Below are 18,338 nucleotides of genomic sequence, written 5' to 3' on the forward strand. Positions count from 1 at the left end.
AGGAGTGCATGCTAGTGTTTTCCACGTCGCTCGGGCGAGTGGCGGAATGGCAGACGCGCTGGCTTCAGGTGCCAGTGTCCTTCGGGACGTGGGGGTTCAAGTCCCCCTTCGCCCACAATGAACGAGGTCACGAACTCGAAAGAGTCCGTGGCCTCGTTTTCGTTTCGGGCCACCGGTCGTCGACGTGTTCGCAGAGTTCCCCGATGGGGCTGATCCTGACGTCGCCGTGCGGATCCACCCAGACCGGTTCCGTTCCGTGCAGCCGAGGCACGAGCAGATGGCGACCCAGACTGCGGCTTCACCGAACTCGGCATCCATCGTCAGACCGTGGCCGGCGTTGAAGCCGCTGACACCTCGAACGCCCTGCCAGCCGATCGAGACGTGGTACTCGCTGTCGAGCGAGAAGTCCCAGACGAGACGATCGACGTTCACTTCCCGCCCGTACCGCAGGCATCGGAGATCGCGTGCGACAGCGCCGAGTGCCCGCACCCATGCCCCGGGTGGGTCGAAAGCCGGGTTTCCGTCCGGTTCGGCGGCGCTGTCGTGCATCGGGATGCGCCACACCAGGCTGTCGTGGTTCCACGGATCAGGAAACGGCATGACGTCATCTTTGCGTGTTCCGGGCGTCCGATGAGCCTCTGCGCCCATTCCTTCTCTATCGGCGCGGCATTCCGTCGCTTGCGGCGAGGAGTGGGCGCTCAGGCCGACTGCGCAGCGCCCGCGACCACCCGCCCCCGGTCGCGCACGGGCACGGCGAGGCCGAGCGTCCGACGCGGATCTCGTCGATGCCGCGGATAATCGTTTGTTCGTCCCCCGGGCCGGTCGTATCGTGGCGGTGATTAGCTGTCCGAACGATCGAAGGGATAGGTCCTGCTATGGATCCGATCACCGAACGCGACCTCCGCGCATCGTTCGTCAACTGTTCGAAAGGCGACGCGAAGCGCCTGCCCGCGCCGCGTGATCTGGACGGCCGGCCCTGGGACGACCTGGACTTCCTGGGCTGGACCGATCCCGCCTTCCCCGGCCGCGGCTACGTGGTTCTGCCCCGCGCGGACGGCGCGGTCGGCGTCGCGATGCGGTTCGAACCGAACGGCTCCGGCAAGTCGCAGATGTGCGCGATCTGCCTCACCACGCACACCCGTGGCGGTGTCGCGCTCATGACCGCGAACAAGGTGGGCGAGTCGGGGCGGGCGGGGAACTCGGTGGGCATCTACATGTGCATCGACCTGGCCTGCTCGCTCTACGCACGCGGCAGGAAGAAGCCCACGCTCGGCAGTCGGTACCGCGAGGACCTCAGCCCGGAGGAGAAGACGGAACGGGTCCGCGAGAACATCAACGCGTTCGTCGACCGGTTGTACGCCTGACCGACCGCCGACCGGATCAGTCGGGCGCGGCCGTCTGTGAGAGCGGCCGGTCGGCTTCGGGAGGCCGCCGCTACTGGACCTGTTGTCGTCGCACCATCTCGGTGATCCAGATGGGCGCGGACGGGGACGTACAGTTCGGGGGAGTCGGGTAGTTCCCGAGCACCCTCAGGCGGTCACCGATGTCGATCGCGTCGGCCGGAGCTCGGCGTGACGGGGACACAGCCCGCCCGGCTGCGGCGGGGGAGGACATGCCCGGCCGATCTTGCCGCGAAGAGCAGGCCGACCAGTGCCAGCCCGGTCGCATCGCGGATCCGGTACCGGCGGTTGTCGCTGCACACCCGCTCGAGTTCGCTCCGGGGAATCGGCCGTGATGTCACCACCGGTTCGCCGGACGCCACCACCGTCACGCGCAGTTCGTCCGCAGGCACCGGATTCACCACGGATCCGCAGACGGTCTCCGTCTGACCGACACTGTCTGCCGGAACCGAGTAGGTCGCGAATATCGCTGTCGCGCTGCCGGAAAGCGCCAGAGCGGCGACGACGGCACACGTGAACCCGAACAGATGCCAGTACCTGCTGCGCCGGCGTTCACGCCACCAGGTAACGGTGAGCGCGGCGCCGACGGCGGTGGACAGCACCCAATGCCACCACGGGGAAGCGCCGATCAGGAGGTACCCCGACCACGCGACGGCCGCCCAGAAGGCTGCGGTGATCCAACCGGTGGATACGCGTTCCGAGCGGTGTTCCTGGAGCGTCACCACCGCAGTCTCGCAGCTGGGTTGCGGGTTCGGCGCCACTTCGGGCCGCGTCTGCTCAGGTGGTCGCGCCCGCCACCACCCGCCCCGCATAGGCGCGCAGCAACTCCACGAGCTCGTCGTCGTCGACCGCGAGCCGCCCCGTGGGGCCGATGGCGGCGAGGCACCCGACGACGGCGCGCCCCCAGTCGTGCACGGGCACGGCGAGGGCGGAGCGTCCGACGCGGATCTCGTCGACCTCGCGGGCCGGCTCGCCGCGCCGGATCACCGACAGTTCCAGTTCCAACGTGTCCGGGTCGGTGATGGTGCGGGCGGTGACCTTCCGGAGCGGGCCGGACGCCAGGTCGGGTCGCGACGCGAGCAGCAGTTTGCCGATCGCGGACGCGTGCGGTGCGTTCACCAGTGTCCGCTCGCCGCTGAGTTCGTGGTCGGGGTCGCGGTCCACCAGGCGCACCCGGCCGGCCGTGTACGACGCGAGGTACACCCCGTACCGCACCTGCGCGCGCAGCTCCTCGAGCACGACGCGGTTGTCGACGGGGGTGGCTTGTTCTGCGGCCCCGGCCAGTTCGCGGGTGCGACGGCCCAGGGCGAACCCGGACAGGTCGGCGATCCGCACGAGGTAGCCGTCGGCGACGAGGAGGTTCAGCAGTCGATAGGCGGTCGCCGGCGGGATGCCGGCCAGGGCCGCGATGTCTTTCGCGGACGCGCCGGAGCCCAGTCGGGCGGCGGCCTCGAGCAGTGCGAGGGCGCGCTGCACCGCACGCGGTTCGTTCCCTCCGAGGTCGCGGACCGCCATCAGCGTCCGCCCCGGCCGACCAGGATGGTCTCCCCGGTCGCGTCGGCGGCGAACAGCCCCGCACCAGGCAGGACGTCGGCGGTCTCGGCGCTGTCGAATGCACCCATCCGCAGCAGGGCGTCGGGCCGGCGACGACGTAGATGAGCGCGCCACGACAGCCCCGAAGCGAGGATCACGATCACCGCGATCGGCACCACGTACGACGCGTCGATCATGTTGACGTACAACAGGTATCCGAGCACCGCTACCCCGGCGCCGCTGCCGAGCGCGCCGGCGGCGAGCACTCCCGGTGTTTGCTCGCCGATCCGGCTCAGGAACAGGACCGACGCCACCGCCACCACGACGTACGCGACGATGACCGCGCCGCGCACCACCAGCCGCAGGTCCCCGAACACGACACCTGTGCCGAGTATCGCGAACGTCCCGCCGCCGAGCAGGACGACGCCGACCACGAGCGTCAGCGCGACGTCCGGCGTGCGGAAGGAGCGGTGCACGCGGGCACACCACGACGGCAGCACCCGCTCGACGCCGAGCGAATACACCAGGCGCGACGCGGCATTCGACGACGACATCGCCGACGCGAGCCACGAGCAGCACAGTCCGACGTTCAGCACGATCACCACCAGCGGGCTCACTCCGGTCGCGGTGCCGTGCAGGTACGCGTTGACGAGGGTGTCGCTGCGCCCGGTCCACGCCGACCATCCGGCGAGCACGAACAGCGAACCGCAGATCACCGGCGTCAGCAGCACGGTGCGGGTGACGGTCACCAGCGGTCGGAGGGCCTCGGGACCGAAGAAGGCGGCGCTCTCGAATCCGGCGAGCGCGAACAGTGCCGCGAGCATCAGCGCGAGCATCCCGTGCCCCGACGTCGGTGGGACGATCGCGACCTGGGAGGCGCTGTCGCCGAACAGCATCAGGCCCACGATGAATGCGAGTGAACAGGTCTCGATCGCCAGGATGGCGATCGCGGCGAAGCGCACGCTGCGCACCAGGCACAGCAGGATGCACACCGCCAGAACGGGATACACGATCGGTGCCGGTGCCCCGATGCCCGCGAACGCGAACAGCGCGATCACCGCCTGCCCGCCGTGGTAGAGCGTCATCACGGCGCTGCCGACGTACTTGACCAGCATCGCGACCGCCGCGGTGAGGGCGGCCCGTGACCCGGATCCGCGGAAGGCGAAGCTGTGGAGCCCGCCGGCCGCGGCCATGCGCCGGGTGAACTGCGAGAGGCAGAATGCTATGAGGGTGACCGCGACCGTCGCGGCCAGGATCGTGAGCATGCCGCCGAGCAGGTGGCCGTGGGTGAGCATCGTGACCGGCAGTACCACCATCGACACGGCCGGCGCGGTGGTCGCGACCGACTGCGCCAGCACCTCGACGCCCGACAGCTGCCGGCGGCCGAGCGCCCGCATCGGCGACAGCGCAGGCCGCCCGGGTTCACGGACGGTGAACGAGCGCGCGATCGCGTCGGTGAGTGCGGACATAGCGCGTGACGCTAGTCCGGCTGTGTAACAGGGATATTGCCGGCGTGCTTCCACCGATCGCACCCGCCCGAGACGCTTTGAGCACGCAGGGGCCCGCGTTCTCAGTCGGCCGCGCTGAACCGTTTCACCGGTGACAACTTCCCGACCCGAGCCGTCTCCAGGATGAGTCCCAACGGATCACCCGGATCGCCGGGCGGACATTTGGGAGCGTGAAATGGCATTCACACGTAGATCTTTCATGCAGGCGCTCGGCGTTACGGGTGGCGCGGGCCTGGCGTACGGGGCGATGTCCTCGATCGGTCTGGCGCCGGCCACCGCGGCGACGCCGAGGCGCTTCCAGTCGCTGGCACCGGGTGACCTGGTCGGTTCGGTCGCGGGGGATCACTCGGTGGTGATCCTCGGCGGCGGACCGGCGGGGCTGTGCGCTGCGTACGAGATGCGCAAGGCCGGGTACAAGGTGACCGTGCTCGAGGCGCGGACCCGGCCCGGTGGCCGCGTGTGGTCGGTGCGGGCCGGTACCGAGGAGACGGATCTGGGCGGCGAGACCCAGAAGTGCACGTTCTCCGAGGGCCACTTCTTCAACCTCGGCGCCACCCGCATCCCGCAGGGGCACATCACCCTCGACTACTGCCGCGAGTTGGGCGTCGAGTTGCAGATGTTCGGCAACCAGAACGCCAACACGATGGTCAACTACACGGGCAGCCGGCCGCTGGCCGGCCAGTCCATCACCTACCGGGCGGCGAAGGCCGACACGTTCGGGTACATGTCCGAACTGCTGCAGAAGGCCACCAACCAGGGCGCGCTCGACGACGTCCTCACCAAGGGGGACAAGGACGCACTCTCGGAGTTCCTCACCAGCTTCGGTGATCTGTCCGACGACGGTCGCTATCTCGGTTCGCCGCGCCGCGGCTACGACACCGAGCCCGGCGCCGGTCTCAACTTCGGCACGCAGAAGCAGCCGTTCGGGATGCAGGACGTCATCCAGAGCGGCATCGGCCGCAACTTCGCGTTCGACTTCGAGTACGACCAGGCGATGACGATGCTGACTCCGGTGGGCGGCATGGACCGCATCTACTACCGCTTCGCGGAGGAAATCGGCGACAGCCTCGTCTACGGTGCGGAGGTCACGTCGATGAAGAACGCCCCGGACGGCGTGACGGTGGAGTACAGCGTCGGCGGGCAGCGCAGGTCCGTCACCGCGGAGTACGCGATCTGCACCATCCCGCCGCACCTGATCGAGCGGCTCGACAACAACCTGCCGTCCGAGATCATCACCGCGCTGCGGGCCGCGAAGCCGTCGTCGTCGGGCAAGCTCGGCATCGAGTACTCCCGCCGCTGGTGGGAGACCGAGGACCGCATCTACGGCGGTGCGTCGAACACCGACCGCGACATCTCGCAGATCATGTTCCCGTACGACCACTACAACTCCGACCGCGGCGTCGTGGTCGCGTACTACAGCTCGGGGCGACGCCAGCTCGGATTCGAGTCGCTCACGCACCGGCAGCGTCTGGCGAAGGCGCTCGCCGAGGGCTCGGAGATCCACGGCGACAAGTACACCCGTGACATCTCGTCGTCGTTCTCCGGTTCGTGGCGGCGCACCAAGTACTCGGAGTCGGCGTGGGCGTCGTGGGCCGGGGCCGGGGACTCGCACGGTGGCATGGCCACGCCCGAGTACACCAAGCTGCTCGATCCGGTGGACCGGATCTACTTCGCGGGCGACCACCTGTCCAACGCCATCGCGTGGCAGCACGGCGCGTTCACGTCGGCCCGGGACGTCGTCACGAACATTCATCAGCGTGTGGCCCAGGCCGCCTGAATTCCAGTCACATTCGCAGAGGAGCCACCATGAAATCCGTTGCCCGCAAGACCTTCGCCGCCACCCTCGCCGCGTCGGCGCTGCTCGTCACGGCGTCCGCGTGCTCGTCCGACACCGCCGAGGCCGAGACCACACCCGGGAGCACCTTCGTTTCCAAGTCGGTTCTCGAAGTGGGAGAGGCGAATCCGATGATCGCGCAGGGTGTCGCGATAGGCGCGAACACCGCGGTCTACAAGACCAGCGGCATCGGACCCTCCGCGTCCGACAAGTCGGCGCCCGAGGGCACCCCCGAGTCGTACATCGACAGCCAGTTCGGCGGGGGAGTGCTCCCCGCCGGTGTGACGGTCACCGAGGCGCAGGGCATAGGCGTGCTCGAGAAGATTCGCGACAATCTCGAAGCCCAGGGACTGACGCTCGAGGACGTCGTCACGATGCGGGTGTTCCTCGACAACGCCCCCGGCACCGACCGGGCCGACTACGCCGGCTGGAACCGCGCGTACCGCCAGTTCTTCGCCAACACGAACCTCGAGACCGGCGACACCGTGCTGGTCCCGATGGGCACCGCGGCGCCCGCCGCGCCGATCGAACGGAACAGCGCCCGCCCCACCCGGTTCGCGCTCGAGGTCGGGACGCTGCCGGTGCCGGGCTGGCTCGTCGAGGTCGAGGTGGACGCCGTCTACCCCGACGGCAAGGAGCCGTCCTGATGGGCGCGCTGAGCCCGGGGCACTGGGCGATCGTGGCGGTGGTCCTGCTGGTGCTGTTCGGCTCGAAGAAGCTGCCCGACGCCGCCCGCGGCCTGGGCCGGTCGCTGCGCATCCTCAAGAGCGAGGTCGGTGAGTTGCAGACCGACGACCAGCCCACCGAGGTCGGGGCACCGGAATCCGCGAAGCGCCTGTCGGCGTAGTTCCACCGAGAAGAGAAGCCGCGCAACGGAAATCTGTTGCGCGGCTTCTTCACGTCCGGAGGCCGCCGGTCACGGCCGGGGCCAGGGCCGTCCGCCCATTCTCTCGATGTCGGTATTGAACCGTTTGAGGTAGGCGGCGAAGGCGGCGACGTCCTCGGCCTCCCAGTCCTCCATCATCTTGTCGAGCGCCGCGATGCTCCCCGCCCGTTCCGCATCGAGGCGGGCCTTGCCCTCCGCGGTGATGCGGAACTTGCGGGCCATCCCACCCTCGGGGTCGGGGATACGTTCGAGGAGTCCGTTGCCGAGCATCGAGGTGGTCTGCCGGTGCAGGGTGGAGGTGTCGAGGCCGAGGGCGTCGCTGAGCTGTCCGATCGACATGGGGCCCTCGATGTCGATGCGGCTGAGCAGCACGTAGGCGCTGCTGTCGAGGTGGCCGCCGCTGCGCCGGGGGCGCGGGCTGTTGTGGTGCACGTGTCGACCGAGCAGCATGGTCTCGAAGTCGATCAGATGCGTGGGTTTCTGCATTTCGGTCCTCTCACAACCCGCATCGGTCCTCGGCGCTCGATGCCCTCCCATTGTGCCCCGCGAAACCGGACATATCACCCTAGCTGGGATTTTGCGCGATACAACTCGATTGCACGATACAAGTTGGTTGTATGCTGCAACTAGTTTGAGTAACGAAATCCGTTGATCTTAGAAGTTGGGAGTCCCGTGGACAGCTCCGCGTCCACCGCCCGTTCGGGCGGCATCGTCACAGTGCTGGCGGTAGCCGGCATCGTGGCGGCACTTATGCAGACCCTGGTGGTGCCGCTGATCGGCGACCTGCCTCGCATCCTCGACACGACGGCGTCCAACGCGTCGTGGGTCATCACGATCACGCTGCTCGTCGGCGCCGTCGCGACGCCCGTCACCGGACGGCTCGGTGACCTGCTCGGCAAGCGGCGCATGCTGCTGTTCTGCTCGTTCCCCCTCGCGGCCGGTTCGGTGATGTGTGCACTCGCCGACTCCCTGGCTCCGATGGTCATCGGCCGCGGCCTGCAGGGCCTCGGCATGGGAATGGTGCCCCTCGGTATCAGCGCCCTGCGTGAGCTGGTGCCGCCGCAGAAGCTGGGATCGTCGATCGCCCTGATCAGCGCGACCCTCGGCATCGGTGGCGCGCTCGGTCTGCCGATCTCGGCGGCCGTCACGCAGAACACCAGCTGGCGCGTGCTGTTCTGGGGCTGCGCGGTGCTCAGTGTCGTCATCGGCGTCCTGATCTGGCGTCTCATCCCTGCCACCCCGGCCATGGCCGCGGGCGGCCGGTTCGACTACGTCGGTGCGATCGGCCTCGGCGCCGGCCTGGTGAGCCTGCTGCTGGCCGTCTCCAAGGGTGCCGTCTGGGGCTGGGGCAGCGCGTCGATCCTCGGACTGTTCGCGGCCGCGGTCATCGTGCTCCTGGCCTGGGGATGGTGGGAGCTGCGCACCAGCGATCCGCTGGTGAACCTGCGCCTGGCCGCCGGCAAGCAGGTGCTGCTGACCAACTCCGCGTCCGTCGTCGTCGGGTTCTCGATGTACGCGCAGTCGCTGATCATTCCCCAGCTGCTCCAGCTGCCCGAGTCCACCGGATACGGCCTCGGTCAGTCGATGCTCGCGATGGGTCTGTGGATGCTGCCCGGCGGCTTCGTGATGATGGCCGTCTCGCCGCTCGGCGCGAAATTGTCCGCCGCCCGCGGCCCCAAGGTCACGCTGGTGCTCGGCGCGCTGGTCATCGCCTTCGGTTACGGATCGTCGATGCTGCTGCTCGGGTCGACGTGGGGTCTGCTCGTGGTCGTCTGTATCTCCAACGCGGGTGTGGGCCTGGCCTACGGCGCGATGCCCGCGCTGATCATGGGCGCGGTGCCGCCGTCGGCGACGGGCTCGGCCAACAGTTTCAACACCCTGATGCGCTCGGTCGGTACGTCCGTGGCCGCCGCGGTCGTGGGCGTCGTGCTGGCGCAGATGAGCGTCGACGTCGGCGGTCACACGATGCCCACCGAGGCCGGGTTCCGTACGGGTCTGCTGATCGGCTGTGGTGTCGCACTCGTGGCGGCGGCGATCGCGTCGGCGATTCCCGGCCGCAAGCCCGCCGCGTCGACGCATCCCGTCACGGCGGATGTCGACGAGAAGGTCGCCGCCAAGGCCTGATCAGGGCGTTCGATCCGGGCGATCGGACACTCCGCGAAGAAGTTCCGATCCCTGTGAGACAAACGTTCAACAGGTGCTACTGTTCGTCCTGCACTGGCCGCAGCTGTTCACTCGCTGCGGCCAGTAGCTATTTTGGCCCCCGCCCGCGCCGCGGGTGGATGTTTCACGCGAAACGGGAACCCAGCCTGACGGCGGCGTCGCGCACACCGATCCAGTGCCGCGCGGTCGCGACCCGGCCGACCAGGTGCGACGCCCGGACGAGTCGACGGGTGGGACGCCGCCGCGCCCGGTCGTAGCGGCGCAGCGCGTCGGCGACGCGGTGCTCGGTCAGCAGGCGGCCCAGCGTCACCGCATCGACCATCGCCTCGCACGCGCCGCGCCCCAGATTCGGGGCCATCGAGTGCGCGGCGTCGCCGATCAGCGCGACGTTGCCGCGCACGTACGACGGCAGCGGCGGCGACTCGTAGAGGTCGTGGTGCAGCACGACGTCGGGGTCGACCTGTTCGAGGATCTTGCGGATGTCCTGGTGCCAGTCGCCGAACCGGGCCCGCAGGAAGTCGAGCCCACCGGTCGACTCGGCGGGGGAGCGGACCGCCGCGAACCAGTTCACCAGCCCGCCCTCGCGCGGCGTGATACCGAACAGCGCACCCGGCCCCCACGTCTCGCTCACCGAGGCCGCCTCGCCCGGAATCCATCCGCGCCAGGCGGTCATTCCCGTGTACCCGGGTCGGTACTGCGCCCCGAACAGCACGTCGCGGGTGGCGCTGCGGGTGCCGTCGGCGGCGACGACGACGTCGAACCCGGCGAGCGTCGCCAGGTCGGGGGACGGTGTCGCGAAGCGGACGACCCCGCCCGGCAGGCCGTCGAGCAGTACGCCGTGCAGGGCGGGCCGGGAGATCAGGTAGGCGGTGCGGCGTTCGCTGTCGACCCGTCCGATCACCGACCCGTCCGGCCGCAGGAACGCGGCGCGGCGCTGCATCGCGCCCAGCTTCCGAACCCCGTCACCGACGCCGGCATCGTCCAGTGCCGCCACCGCCTGCGGCCACACCCCCAGCGCGGTTCCAGTCGTGGGCGGGGCCGCGGAACGCTCGAAGACGGTGACGTCCCAGCCGCGCCGGGTCAGATGATTGGCGGCCGTGAGTCCACCGATGCCGCCCCCGAGGATCGCTGCGCAACCAGCCATGCGAGGGACCGTACCGGAGGTGTCGCAATCCTTCCGGGCAGCGTTTCGCGCCGTCCCCGGATCGTCTGGGGTGTTTACAGGCTCGTGGGCACGGCGTCCAATGGAGATGAGAACTGATGCGCCGCCGTGACGGTGAGCGAGGTGGATGTCTGGTTTCGGGCCTGAGAGCGTGCCGGGTGCCGTCGGGAGTCGGCCGGACACAACCATGGTCGTCCCTGGTGGCGATGGTGGCGTCGGGCGCCCGACTCCGGCGATTCGTCCGCTTGGAGAAGGGAATACGCATGATCTCGTTGTCCACATCTGCAGCCGCGGTCGCCGTGTCGGTGGCGGGGCTGATGTTGCCCGGTCCAATTGTCCACGCGGACAACGTCACCACGACGATCTCGGTCGGCGGCGGACCGACCCAGGTGGCGATCGCGCCGGACGGTTCCCGCGCCTACATCACCAACTACTTCGACGACACCGTCGCGGTGATCGACACCGCCACCGACTCCGTCGCCGCGACCGTGCCGGTCGGCAAGTTCCCCACCGGCGTGGCGCTGAGCCCCGACGGGGCACGGGCCTACGTCACCAACTCCGAGAGCGGCACGGCGTCGGTGATCGACACCGCCACCAACGCGGTCGCCGCCACCGTGCCCGTCGGTGCGAGCCCGGAGGGTGTGGCGATCACGCCCGACGGTTCCCGCGCCTACGTCACCAACTACGACGGCGGCACGGTGTCGGTGATCGACACCGCGGCCAACGCGGTGACCGCGACCGTCCCCGTCGGCCGCCTTCCGTCCGAGGTCGCGATCACTGCGGACGGCACCCGGGCCTACGTCGCCAACCAGGGCAGCGACGAAGTGTCGGTGATCGGGATTCCCCTCGACGTCGTCGTCGGGACCGTTCCGGTCGGTGACGGGCCGTTCGGGGTGGCGCTCACGCCGGACGGCACCCGGGCGTACGTCACCGCCTGGGACAGCGACGCGGTGTCGGTGATCGGCCTCCCGGTGAACGCCGTCGTCGCGACCGTTCCGGTCGGCGACAGCCCGTTCGGGACGGCGGTGACCCCGGACAGCGGCCGCGCGTACGTGACCAACTACGCGAGCGACACCGTGTCGGTGATCGACACCGCCGCGAACGCCGTCGTCGTGACCGTCACGGTCGGTGACAGCCCGTCCGCGGTCGCGATCACCCCGGACGGCACGCGCGCCTTCGTGACCAACTACGACAGCAACACGGTGTCGGTCGTCGCGATCGAACCCGGGGCCTGATCGGCACCGCTGCAACACCCCCGACACCGCAGCGAGATGCGGCCGCAGCGCGGCCGTAGGACGATCGTGGCGAAGCTGCAATTCGCCGCCCTCCCGGGGACGAAACATTCGTCCTAGGCTGTGACGTGCGCTGCATTCGCCCAGAAGGCGAACGTAAACTCGCAGGTCACGGCGTGGAGAGGGGAGCCTTGGTTGCGTTTGTCCCAGGGGTGTGAATTAACCTTTTCTCAACACGGTGGACTCATGACCGTTCGAAACGCCCTCGAGCAACGTCGCCGGGGCGGATGTCAGTCCCGTGCCGAGGCTCAATGACGAGCCATTCTCGGTCGGTGCCGAACACAGTGTCGTGTCGGTACATGCTCTGCAGTTGTATGGCCATCAGCGCTGCTGGTCGTCGGTGCATTTACGCATACGAAGGCAGTAGGTATGAAGCATCTTCCCGGGCCCCAGGGGCTCTACCACCCGGCAAACGAGCACGATGCGTGCGGCGTCGCATTCGTCGTCGACATGCACGGTCGTCGCAGCCGCGACATCGTCGAGAAGGCGATCACCGCGCTGGTCAACCTCGAGCACCGTGGTGCCGCGGGTTCCGAGCCCAACACGGGTGACGGTGCCGGCATCCTGCTCCAGGTTCCGGACCGGTTCCTGCGGGCCGTCGTCGACTTCGAGCTGCCCGCCGAGGGCACCTACGCCACCGGTATCGCGTTCCTGCCCCAGGGCGCCGACGCCGCCGACGAGGCCGCGTCCGGTGTCGAGAAGATCGTCGCCGAGGAGGGCCTGACGGTCCTCGGCTGGCGTGCGGTCCCCACCGACGACTCGTCGCTCGGCTCCCTCGCCCGCGACGCGATGCCGACGTTCCGTCAGGTGTTCATCGGAAGCGCCGGTTCCGCCGAAGACACCGTCACGGGCATGGACCTCGAGCGCCGTGCGTACGTCATCCGCAAGCGCGTCGAGCACGAGCTCGGTGACGCCGGTGCCGGCGAGGACGGCCCGGGCCGCGAGTCGGTGTACTTCCCCAGCCTGTCCGGCCAGACGTTCGTTTACAAGGGCATGCTCACCACCCCGCAGCTCAAGGGCTTCTATCTGGACCTGCAGGACGACCGGCTCGAGAGCGCGCTGGGCCTGGTGCACTCGCGCTTCTCCACCAACACCTTCCCGTCGTGGCCGCTGGCGCACCCGTTCCGCCGCGTCGCCCACAACGGTGAGATCAACACCGTCAGCGGCAACGAGAACTGGATGCGGGCCCGCGAGGCACTCATCCGCTCGGATGTCTTCGGTGAGGGCGCGCTCGACAAGATCTTCCCGATCTGCACGCCCGGCGCCTCGGACACCGCCCGCTTCGACGAGGTGCTCGAGCTGCTGCACCTCGGCGGCCGCAGCCTGCCGCACGCCGTGCTGATGATGATCCCGGAGGCCTGGGAGCGTCACGAGAGCATGGATCCGGCGCGCAAGGCGTTCTACCAGTACCACTCTGCGCTCATGGAGCCGTGGGACGGACCGGCGTCGGTGTGCTTCACCGACGGCACCGTCGTCGGCGCCGTGCTCGACCGCAACGGCCTGCGCCCGTCCCGCGTGTGGGTCACCGACGACGGCCTCGTGGTCATGGCGTCGGAGGTCGGTGTCCTCGACATCGCCCCCGAGAAGATCGTGCGCAAGATGCGCATGCAGCCGGGTCGCATGTTTCTGGTCGACACCGCGCAGGGCCGCATCATCTCCGACGACGAGATCAAGTCGGAGCTCGCGGCCGAGCACCCGTACCAGCAGTGGATCGACGAGGGTCTCGTCCAGATCGACGACCTGCCGGAGAGCAAGTACACGTACATGACCCACGACCGGGTCGTGCTGCGCCAGCAGATCTTCGGCTACACCAACGAAGAGGTCAACCTCCTCGTCAAGCCGATGGCGATCACCGGTGGTGAGGCGCTCGGCTCGATGGGCACCGACACCCCGATCGCGGTGCTCTCGGCGCGCCCGCGGATGCTGTTCGACTACTTCCAGCAGCTGTTCGCTCAGGTCACCAACCCGCCGCTCGACGCGATCCGCGAGGAGATCGTCACCAGCCTGGGCGGCACCATCGGCCCCGAGGCCGACCTGCTGAACCCGTCGGCGGCGTCGTGCCGACAGATCGTGCTGCCGCAGCCGATCCTGCACAACGACGACCTGTCGAAACTGATCCACCTCAACGACAACGCCGAGTTCCCGCACTTCCGCAGCGTCGTCGTCCGTGGTGTGTACCCGGTCGCGAAGGGCGGCGAGGGGCTGCGCAAGGCCCTGGACACGGTGCGCGACAAGGTTTCCGAGGCGATCGCCGGTGGCGCCCGCATCATCGTGCTCTCGGACCGCGAGTCCAACGAGAAGTACGCGCCGATCCCGTCGCTGCTGCTGACGTCCGCGGTGCACCACCACCTGGTGCGCGAGAAGACCCGCACCAAGGTCGGTCTCATCGTCGAGTCCGGCGATGCCCGCGAGGTCCACCACATGGCGGCGTTGCTCGGCTGCGGTGCCGCGGCCGTCAACCCGTACATGGCCTTCGAGACCATCGACGAGCTGCTGCAGAGCGACCAGCTGCAGGGTCTGACGCTCGACAAGGCCGTTTCGAACTACATCAAGGCCGCCGGCAAGGGCGTGCTGAAGGTGATGTCGAAGATGGGCATCTCGACGCTCGCGTCGTACACCGGTGCCCAGCTGTTCCAGGTGATCGGCCTGTCGCAGGAGGTCGTGGACGAGTACTTCAGCGGCCTGCACTCCAACCTCGGCGGCATCGGCCTGGACGAGATCGCCGCGGATGTCGCTGTGCGGCACGCCAATGCGTACCTCGACCGTCCGGAGCTGCGCGCGCACCGCGAGCTCGAGGTGGGCGGCGAGTACCAGTGGCGTCGCGAGGGCGAGTACCACCTGTTCAACCCGGACACGGTGTTCAAGCTCCAGCACGCCACCCGGACCGGCCAGTACGAGGTGTTCAAGGAGTACACCAAGCTGGTCGACGACCAGTCCGAGCGCCTGGCGTCGCTGCGCGGTCTGTTCAAGTTCAAGACCGGTCTGCGCGAGCCGATTTCGATCGACGAGGTTGAGTCGGCCAGCGAGATCGTCAAGCGGTTCTCGACGGGCGCGATGAGCTACGGCTCGATCTCCGCCGAGGCCCACGAGACGCTCGCGATCGCGATGAACCGTCTCGGTGGACGCTCCAATTCCGGTGAGGGCGGCGAGCATCCGTCGCGCTTCACGCCGGACGAGAACGGCGACTGGCGCCGGTCGGCGATCAAGCAGGTCGCGTCGGGCCGCTTCGGTGTCACGTCGAACTACCTGACCAACTGCACCGACATCCAGATCAAGATGGCGCAGGGAGCCAAGCCTGGCGAGGGTGGCCAGTTGCCGCCGCACAAGGTGTACCCGTGGGTCGCCGAGGTGCGCGGCTCCACCCCGGGCGTCGGCCTCATCTCGCCGCCGCCGCACCACGACATCTACTCGATCGAGGATCTGGCACAGCTGATCCACGACCTGAAGAACGCGAACCCGCAGGCACGGATTCACGTGAAGCTGGTCTCGGAGATCGGTGTCGGCACCGTCGCCGCGGGTGTCTCCAAGGCACACGCCGACGTGGTCCTCATCTCGGGTCACGACGGTGGTACGGGCGCGTCGCCGCTGACGTCGCTCAAGCACGCCGGCGCCCCGTGGGAGCTCGGCCTCGCCGAGACCCAGCAGACGCTGCTGCTCAACGGTCTTCGCGATCGCATCGTGGTCCAGGTCGACGGTCAGATGAAGACCGGCCGCGACGTCATGATCGCGACGCTGCTCGGCGGCGAGGAGTTCGGTTTCGCCACCGCGCCGCTCGTGGTCTCGGGTTGCATCATGATGCGCGTGTGCCACCTCGACACCTGCCCGGTGGGTGTGGCGACGCAGAACCCGGTGCTGCGCAAGCGTTTCGCGGGCCAGCCGGAGTTCGTGGAGAACTTCTTCCTGTACATCGCCGAGGAGGTGCGCGAGCTGCTCGCCGAGCTGGGCTTCCGCACCCTCCAGGAGGCGGTCGGCCAGGTCGACGTCCTCGACACCACCAAGGCACTCGAGCACTGGAAGGCGTCCAAGCTGGACCTGTCGCCGATCCTGCACAAGGTCGAGTCCGCGTTCATGGATCAGGACCTGTACTGCTCCGGCACGCAGGAGCACGGTCTGGAGAAGGCGCTCGACCAGCAGCTGATCGAGCAGGCACGCGATGCGCTCGACAAGGGCGAGGCCGTCGCGTTCGAGTCGGCGATCACCAACGTCAACCGCACGGTCGGCACCATGCTCGGCCACGAGCTGACGAAGGTCTACGGCGCGCAGGGCCTGCCGGACAACACGATCGACATCACCTTCACGGGTTCGGCCGGCAACAGTTTCGGCGCGTTCGTGCCCAAGGGCATGACGCTCCGCCTGCACGGCGATGCCAACGACTTCGTCGGCAAGGGCCTGTCCGGCGGACGCATCGTCGTCCGCCCGCCGCTGCAGACGGCCGCGGGATTCGTGCCCGAGGACAACATCATCGGCGGCAACGTGATCCTGTTCGGTGCCACCACGGGTGAGGTTCTCATCCGCGGCATCGTGGGTGAGCGTTTCGCAGTGCGCAACTCCGGCGCCACCGCTGTCGTCGAGGGCGTGGGCGATCACGGTTGCGAGTACATGACCGGCGGCAAGGTGGTCATCCTCGGCAAGACGGGACGCAACTTCGGCGCCGGCATGTCCGGTGGTGTCGCGTTCATCTTCAATCCGGACCGTGATTTCGGGACCAACCTCAACACCGAGTTGGTCGATCTCGAGGACCTCAGCGTCGAGGACTTCGAGTGGCTGCACGGCGCCATCGAGCGCCACCGCGACGAGACCGGATCCGAGGTTGCGGCCCGGATCCTCGCCGACTGGTCGCACCAGAAGGCACATTTCGCGAAGGTCATGCCGCGCGACTACAAGAAGGTCCTCGTCGCTATCGAGACCGCGAAGAAGAACGGAATCAACGTGGACGACGCAATCATGGAGGCAGCTCGTGGGTGATCCGAACGGCTTTCTGAAGCACACGTCGCGCGAACTGCCCATCCGCCGTCCGGTGCCGCTGCGCCTGATGGACTGGAAGGAGGTGTACGAGGATTTCTCCTCGGACACCCTCGAGACCCAGGCCGGCCGGTGCATGGACTGCGGTATCCCGTTCTGTCACAACGGTTGCCCGCTCGGAAACCTCATTCCCGAGTGGAACGACCTGGTCCACAAGGATCGGTGGCGCGAGAGCATCGACCGGCTGCACGCGACCAACAACTTCCCGGAGTTCACCGGCCGGCTGTGCCCGGCGCCGTGTGAGGCGGCGTGCGTGCTCGGCATCAACCAGGACGCCGTGACCATCAAGCAGGTCGAGGTCGAGATCATCGACCGCGCCTTCGACGAGGGCTGGGTCCAGCCGGTGCGCGCGTCGCACATCACCGGCAAGAAGGTGGCCGTCGTCGGCTCGGGCCCCGCGGGTCTGGCTGCCGCACAGCAGCTCACGCGTGCCGGGCACTCGGTGACGGTGTTCGAGCGTGAGGACCGCATCGGCGGTCTGCTGCGCTACGGCATCCCCGAGTTCAAGATGGAGAAGCGCCACATCGACCGCCGCCTGGCGCAGATGGAGGCCGAGGGCACGGTGTTCCGCACCGGCATCAACGTCGGTGTCGACATCACCGCCGAGCAGCTGCGCGAGCAGTTCGACGCGGTCGTCCTCGCCGGCGGTGCCACCGAGGCGCGCGACCTGCCGATCCCGGGCCGCGAGCTCGACGGCATCCACCAGGCGATGGAGTTCCTGCCGATCGCCAACCGGGTGCAGCTGGGCGATCTGGCCGAGCCGACCATCACGGCGAAGGGCAAGAAGGTCGTCATCATCGGCGGCGGCGACACCGGTGCCGACTGCCTCGGCACCAGCCACCGTCAGGGCGCCGAGAGCGTGCACCAGTTCGAGATCATGCCGCGCCCGCCGGAGCAGCGTGCCGACCAGACCCCGTGGCCGACGTACCCGCTCATGTACCGCGTCTCCTCCGCGCACGAGGAGGGCGGCGAGCGCGTGTTCTCGGTCAACACCGAGGCGTTCGTCGGACGCGAGGAGAACGGCCGGCAGGTCGTCGCTGCTCTGAAGGCCCACGAGGTCAAGATGGTGAACGGGCGCTTCGAGAAGGTCGAGGGCTCGGACTTCGAGCTCGAGGCCGACATCGTGTTCCTCGCGATGGGCTTCGTCGGCCCGGAGAAGCCGGGTCTGCTCACCGACCTGGGCGTCGACCTGGGCGAGCGCGGCAACGTCGCCCGCTCGTCGGAGTGGGCAACCAACGTCGACGGTGTCTTTGTCGCCGGCGATATGGGCCGCGGTCAGTCGCTGATCGTGTGGGCCATCGCCGAGGGTCGCTCGTGCGCGGCCGCGGTCGACCAGTTCCTCGAGGGATCGACGGCCCTGCCGTCACCGATCAAGACCACCAGCGCGCCCCAGCGCTGATTGCAGATTTCGGCGGGGACCAGCGTCGTTCCCCGCCGATGTGAAGGCCCGAAGGCCCCGTTCCACGCAATTCGCCTCGCGTGGAACGGGGCCTTCGTCCGTTTCGACACCTCTTTCTGGACGATTGACCAGAAAACGC

Annotated in this window: 13 protein-coding genes, 1 tRNA gene and 1 pseudogene; 9 read left to right on the plus strand and 6 right to left on the minus strand. The window is 68.5% G+C overall.

Annotation, left to right across the window (positions count from 1 at the left end; translation table 11 throughout):
* Positions 1 to 32 precede the first annotated feature (32 nt).
* Positions 33 to 115: transfer RNA gene (locus J2X34_RS12430), tRNA-Leu, on the plus strand.
* A gap of 760 nt (positions 116 to 875) precedes the next feature.
* Positions 876 to 1,364 (plus strand): FBP domain-containing protein, encoded by a 489-nt coding sequence (locus J2X34_RS12435; protein ID WP_114720333.1) that lies wholly within the window; start codon positions 876 to 878, stop codon positions 1,362 to 1,364.
* Positions 1,365 to 1,434: 70 nt separating this feature from the next.
* Here the strand turns inward: J2X34_RS12435 and J2X34_RS12440 are convergent.
* From J2X34_RS12440 to J2X34_RS12455, 4 genes and pseudogenes are all read right to left on the minus strand, one after another.
* Positions 1,435 to 1,560 (minus strand): annotated as a pseudogene (locus J2X34_RS12440) (DNA alkylation repair protein); the annotation flags it as partial.
* Positions 1,538 to 2,122 (minus strand): hypothetical protein, encoded by a 585-nt coding sequence (locus tag J2X34_RS12445; RefSeq protein WP_429517491.1) that lies wholly within the window; start codon positions 2,120 to 2,122, stop codon positions 1,538 to 1,540. The pseudogene J2X34_RS12440 and the gene J2X34_RS12445, both read right to left, overlap by 23 nt.
* A gap of 55 nt (positions 2,123 to 2,177) precedes the next feature.
* Positions 2,178 to 2,915, minus strand: a complete 738-nt coding sequence (locus J2X34_RS12450; protein ID WP_429517493.1) for an IclR family transcriptional regulator — start codon at positions 2,913 to 2,915, stop codon at positions 2,178 to 2,180.
* On the minus strand, positions 2,915 to 4,402 hold the full coding sequence (locus J2X34_RS12455; protein WP_429517495.1) for an amino acid permease: 1,488 nt from the start codon (positions 4,400 to 4,402) through the stop codon (positions 2,915 to 2,917). Before J2X34_RS12455 ends, J2X34_RS12450 begins: the two co-directional genes overlap by 1 nt.
* Before the next feature lie 238 nt (positions 4,403 to 4,640).
* Between J2X34_RS12455 and J2X34_RS12460 the strand changes: the two genes are divergently transcribed.
* The 3 genes from J2X34_RS12460 to tatA are packed head-to-tail and all read left to right on the plus strand — an operon-like array spanning position 4,641 to position 7,122.
* A complete protein-coding gene (locus tag J2X34_RS12460) occupies positions 4,641 to 6,218 on the plus strand; it encodes a flavin monoamine oxidase family protein (RefSeq protein WP_429517595.1) in 1,578 nt (525 codons plus the stop codon).
* Positions 6,219 to 6,247: 29 nt separating this feature from the next.
* Positions 6,248 to 6,922 (plus strand): Rid family hydrolase, encoded by a 675-nt coding sequence (locus tag J2X34_RS12465; RefSeq protein ID WP_114720340.1) that lies wholly within the window; start codon positions 6,248 to 6,250, stop codon positions 6,920 to 6,922.
* Positions 6,922 to 7,122: a Sec-independent protein translocase subunit TatA gene (gene tatA, locus J2X34_RS12470; RefSeq protein ID WP_114720342.1), complete on the plus strand. Its 201-nt coding sequence runs from the start codon at positions 6,922 to 6,924 to the stop codon at positions 7,120 to 7,122. Before J2X34_RS12465 ends, tatA begins: the two co-directional genes overlap by 1 nt.
* Positions 7,123 to 7,191: 69 nt before the next feature.
* Here tatA and J2X34_RS12475 read toward each other — a convergent pair whose 3' ends face one another.
* On the minus strand, positions 7,192 to 7,647 hold the full coding sequence (locus tag J2X34_RS12475) for a MarR family winged helix-turn-helix transcriptional regulator (protein WP_429517497.1): 456 nt from the start codon (positions 7,645 to 7,647) through the stop codon (positions 7,192 to 7,194).
* A gap of 186 nt (positions 7,648 to 7,833) precedes the next feature.
* Between J2X34_RS12475 and J2X34_RS12480 the strand changes: the two genes are divergently transcribed.
* Positions 7,834 to 9,285, plus strand: coding sequence for an MFS transporter (locus J2X34_RS12480; RefSeq protein WP_114720346.1), 1,452 nt, complete (start codon positions 7,834 to 7,836; stop codon positions 9,283 to 9,285).
* 163 nt (positions 9,286 to 9,448) lie between these two features.
* Here J2X34_RS12480 and J2X34_RS12485 read toward each other — a convergent pair whose 3' ends face one another.
* On the minus strand, positions 9,449 to 10,468 hold the full coding sequence (locus tag J2X34_RS12485; protein WP_429517500.1) for an FAD-dependent oxidoreductase: 1,020 nt from the start codon (positions 10,466 to 10,468) through the stop codon (positions 9,449 to 9,451).
* Positions 10,469 to 10,749: 281 nt separating this feature from the next.
* Between J2X34_RS12485 and J2X34_RS12490 the strand changes: the two genes are divergently transcribed.
* The 3 genes from J2X34_RS12490 to J2X34_RS12500 all read left to right on the plus strand — a co-directional run bounded on the left by J2X34_RS12490 (position 10,750) and on the right by J2X34_RS12500 (position 18,199).
* Complete coding sequence (locus J2X34_RS12490; RefSeq protein ID WP_114720350.1) at positions 10,750 to 11,721, plus strand: beta-propeller fold lactonase family protein; 972 nt, start codon at positions 10,750 to 10,752, stop codon at positions 11,719 to 11,721.
* A gap of 426 nt (positions 11,722 to 12,147) precedes the next feature.
* Positions 12,148 to 16,743, plus strand: coding sequence for a glutamate synthase large subunit (gene gltB, locus J2X34_RS12495; RefSeq protein ID WP_429517502.1), 4,596 nt, complete (start codon positions 12,148 to 12,150; stop codon positions 16,741 to 16,743).
* Complete coding sequence (locus tag J2X34_RS12500) at positions 16,736 to 18,199, plus strand: glutamate synthase subunit beta (protein WP_429517504.1); 1,464 nt, start codon at positions 16,736 to 16,738, stop codon at positions 18,197 to 18,199. Before gltB ends, J2X34_RS12500 begins: the two co-directional genes overlap by 8 nt.
* Positions 18,200 to 18,338 lie beyond the last annotated feature (139 nt).

This window comes from Rhodococcus sp. BE178, from assembly GCF_050433545.1.
Lineage (GTDB): Bacteria > Actinomycetota > Actinomycetes > Mycobacteriales > Mycobacteriaceae > Prescottella.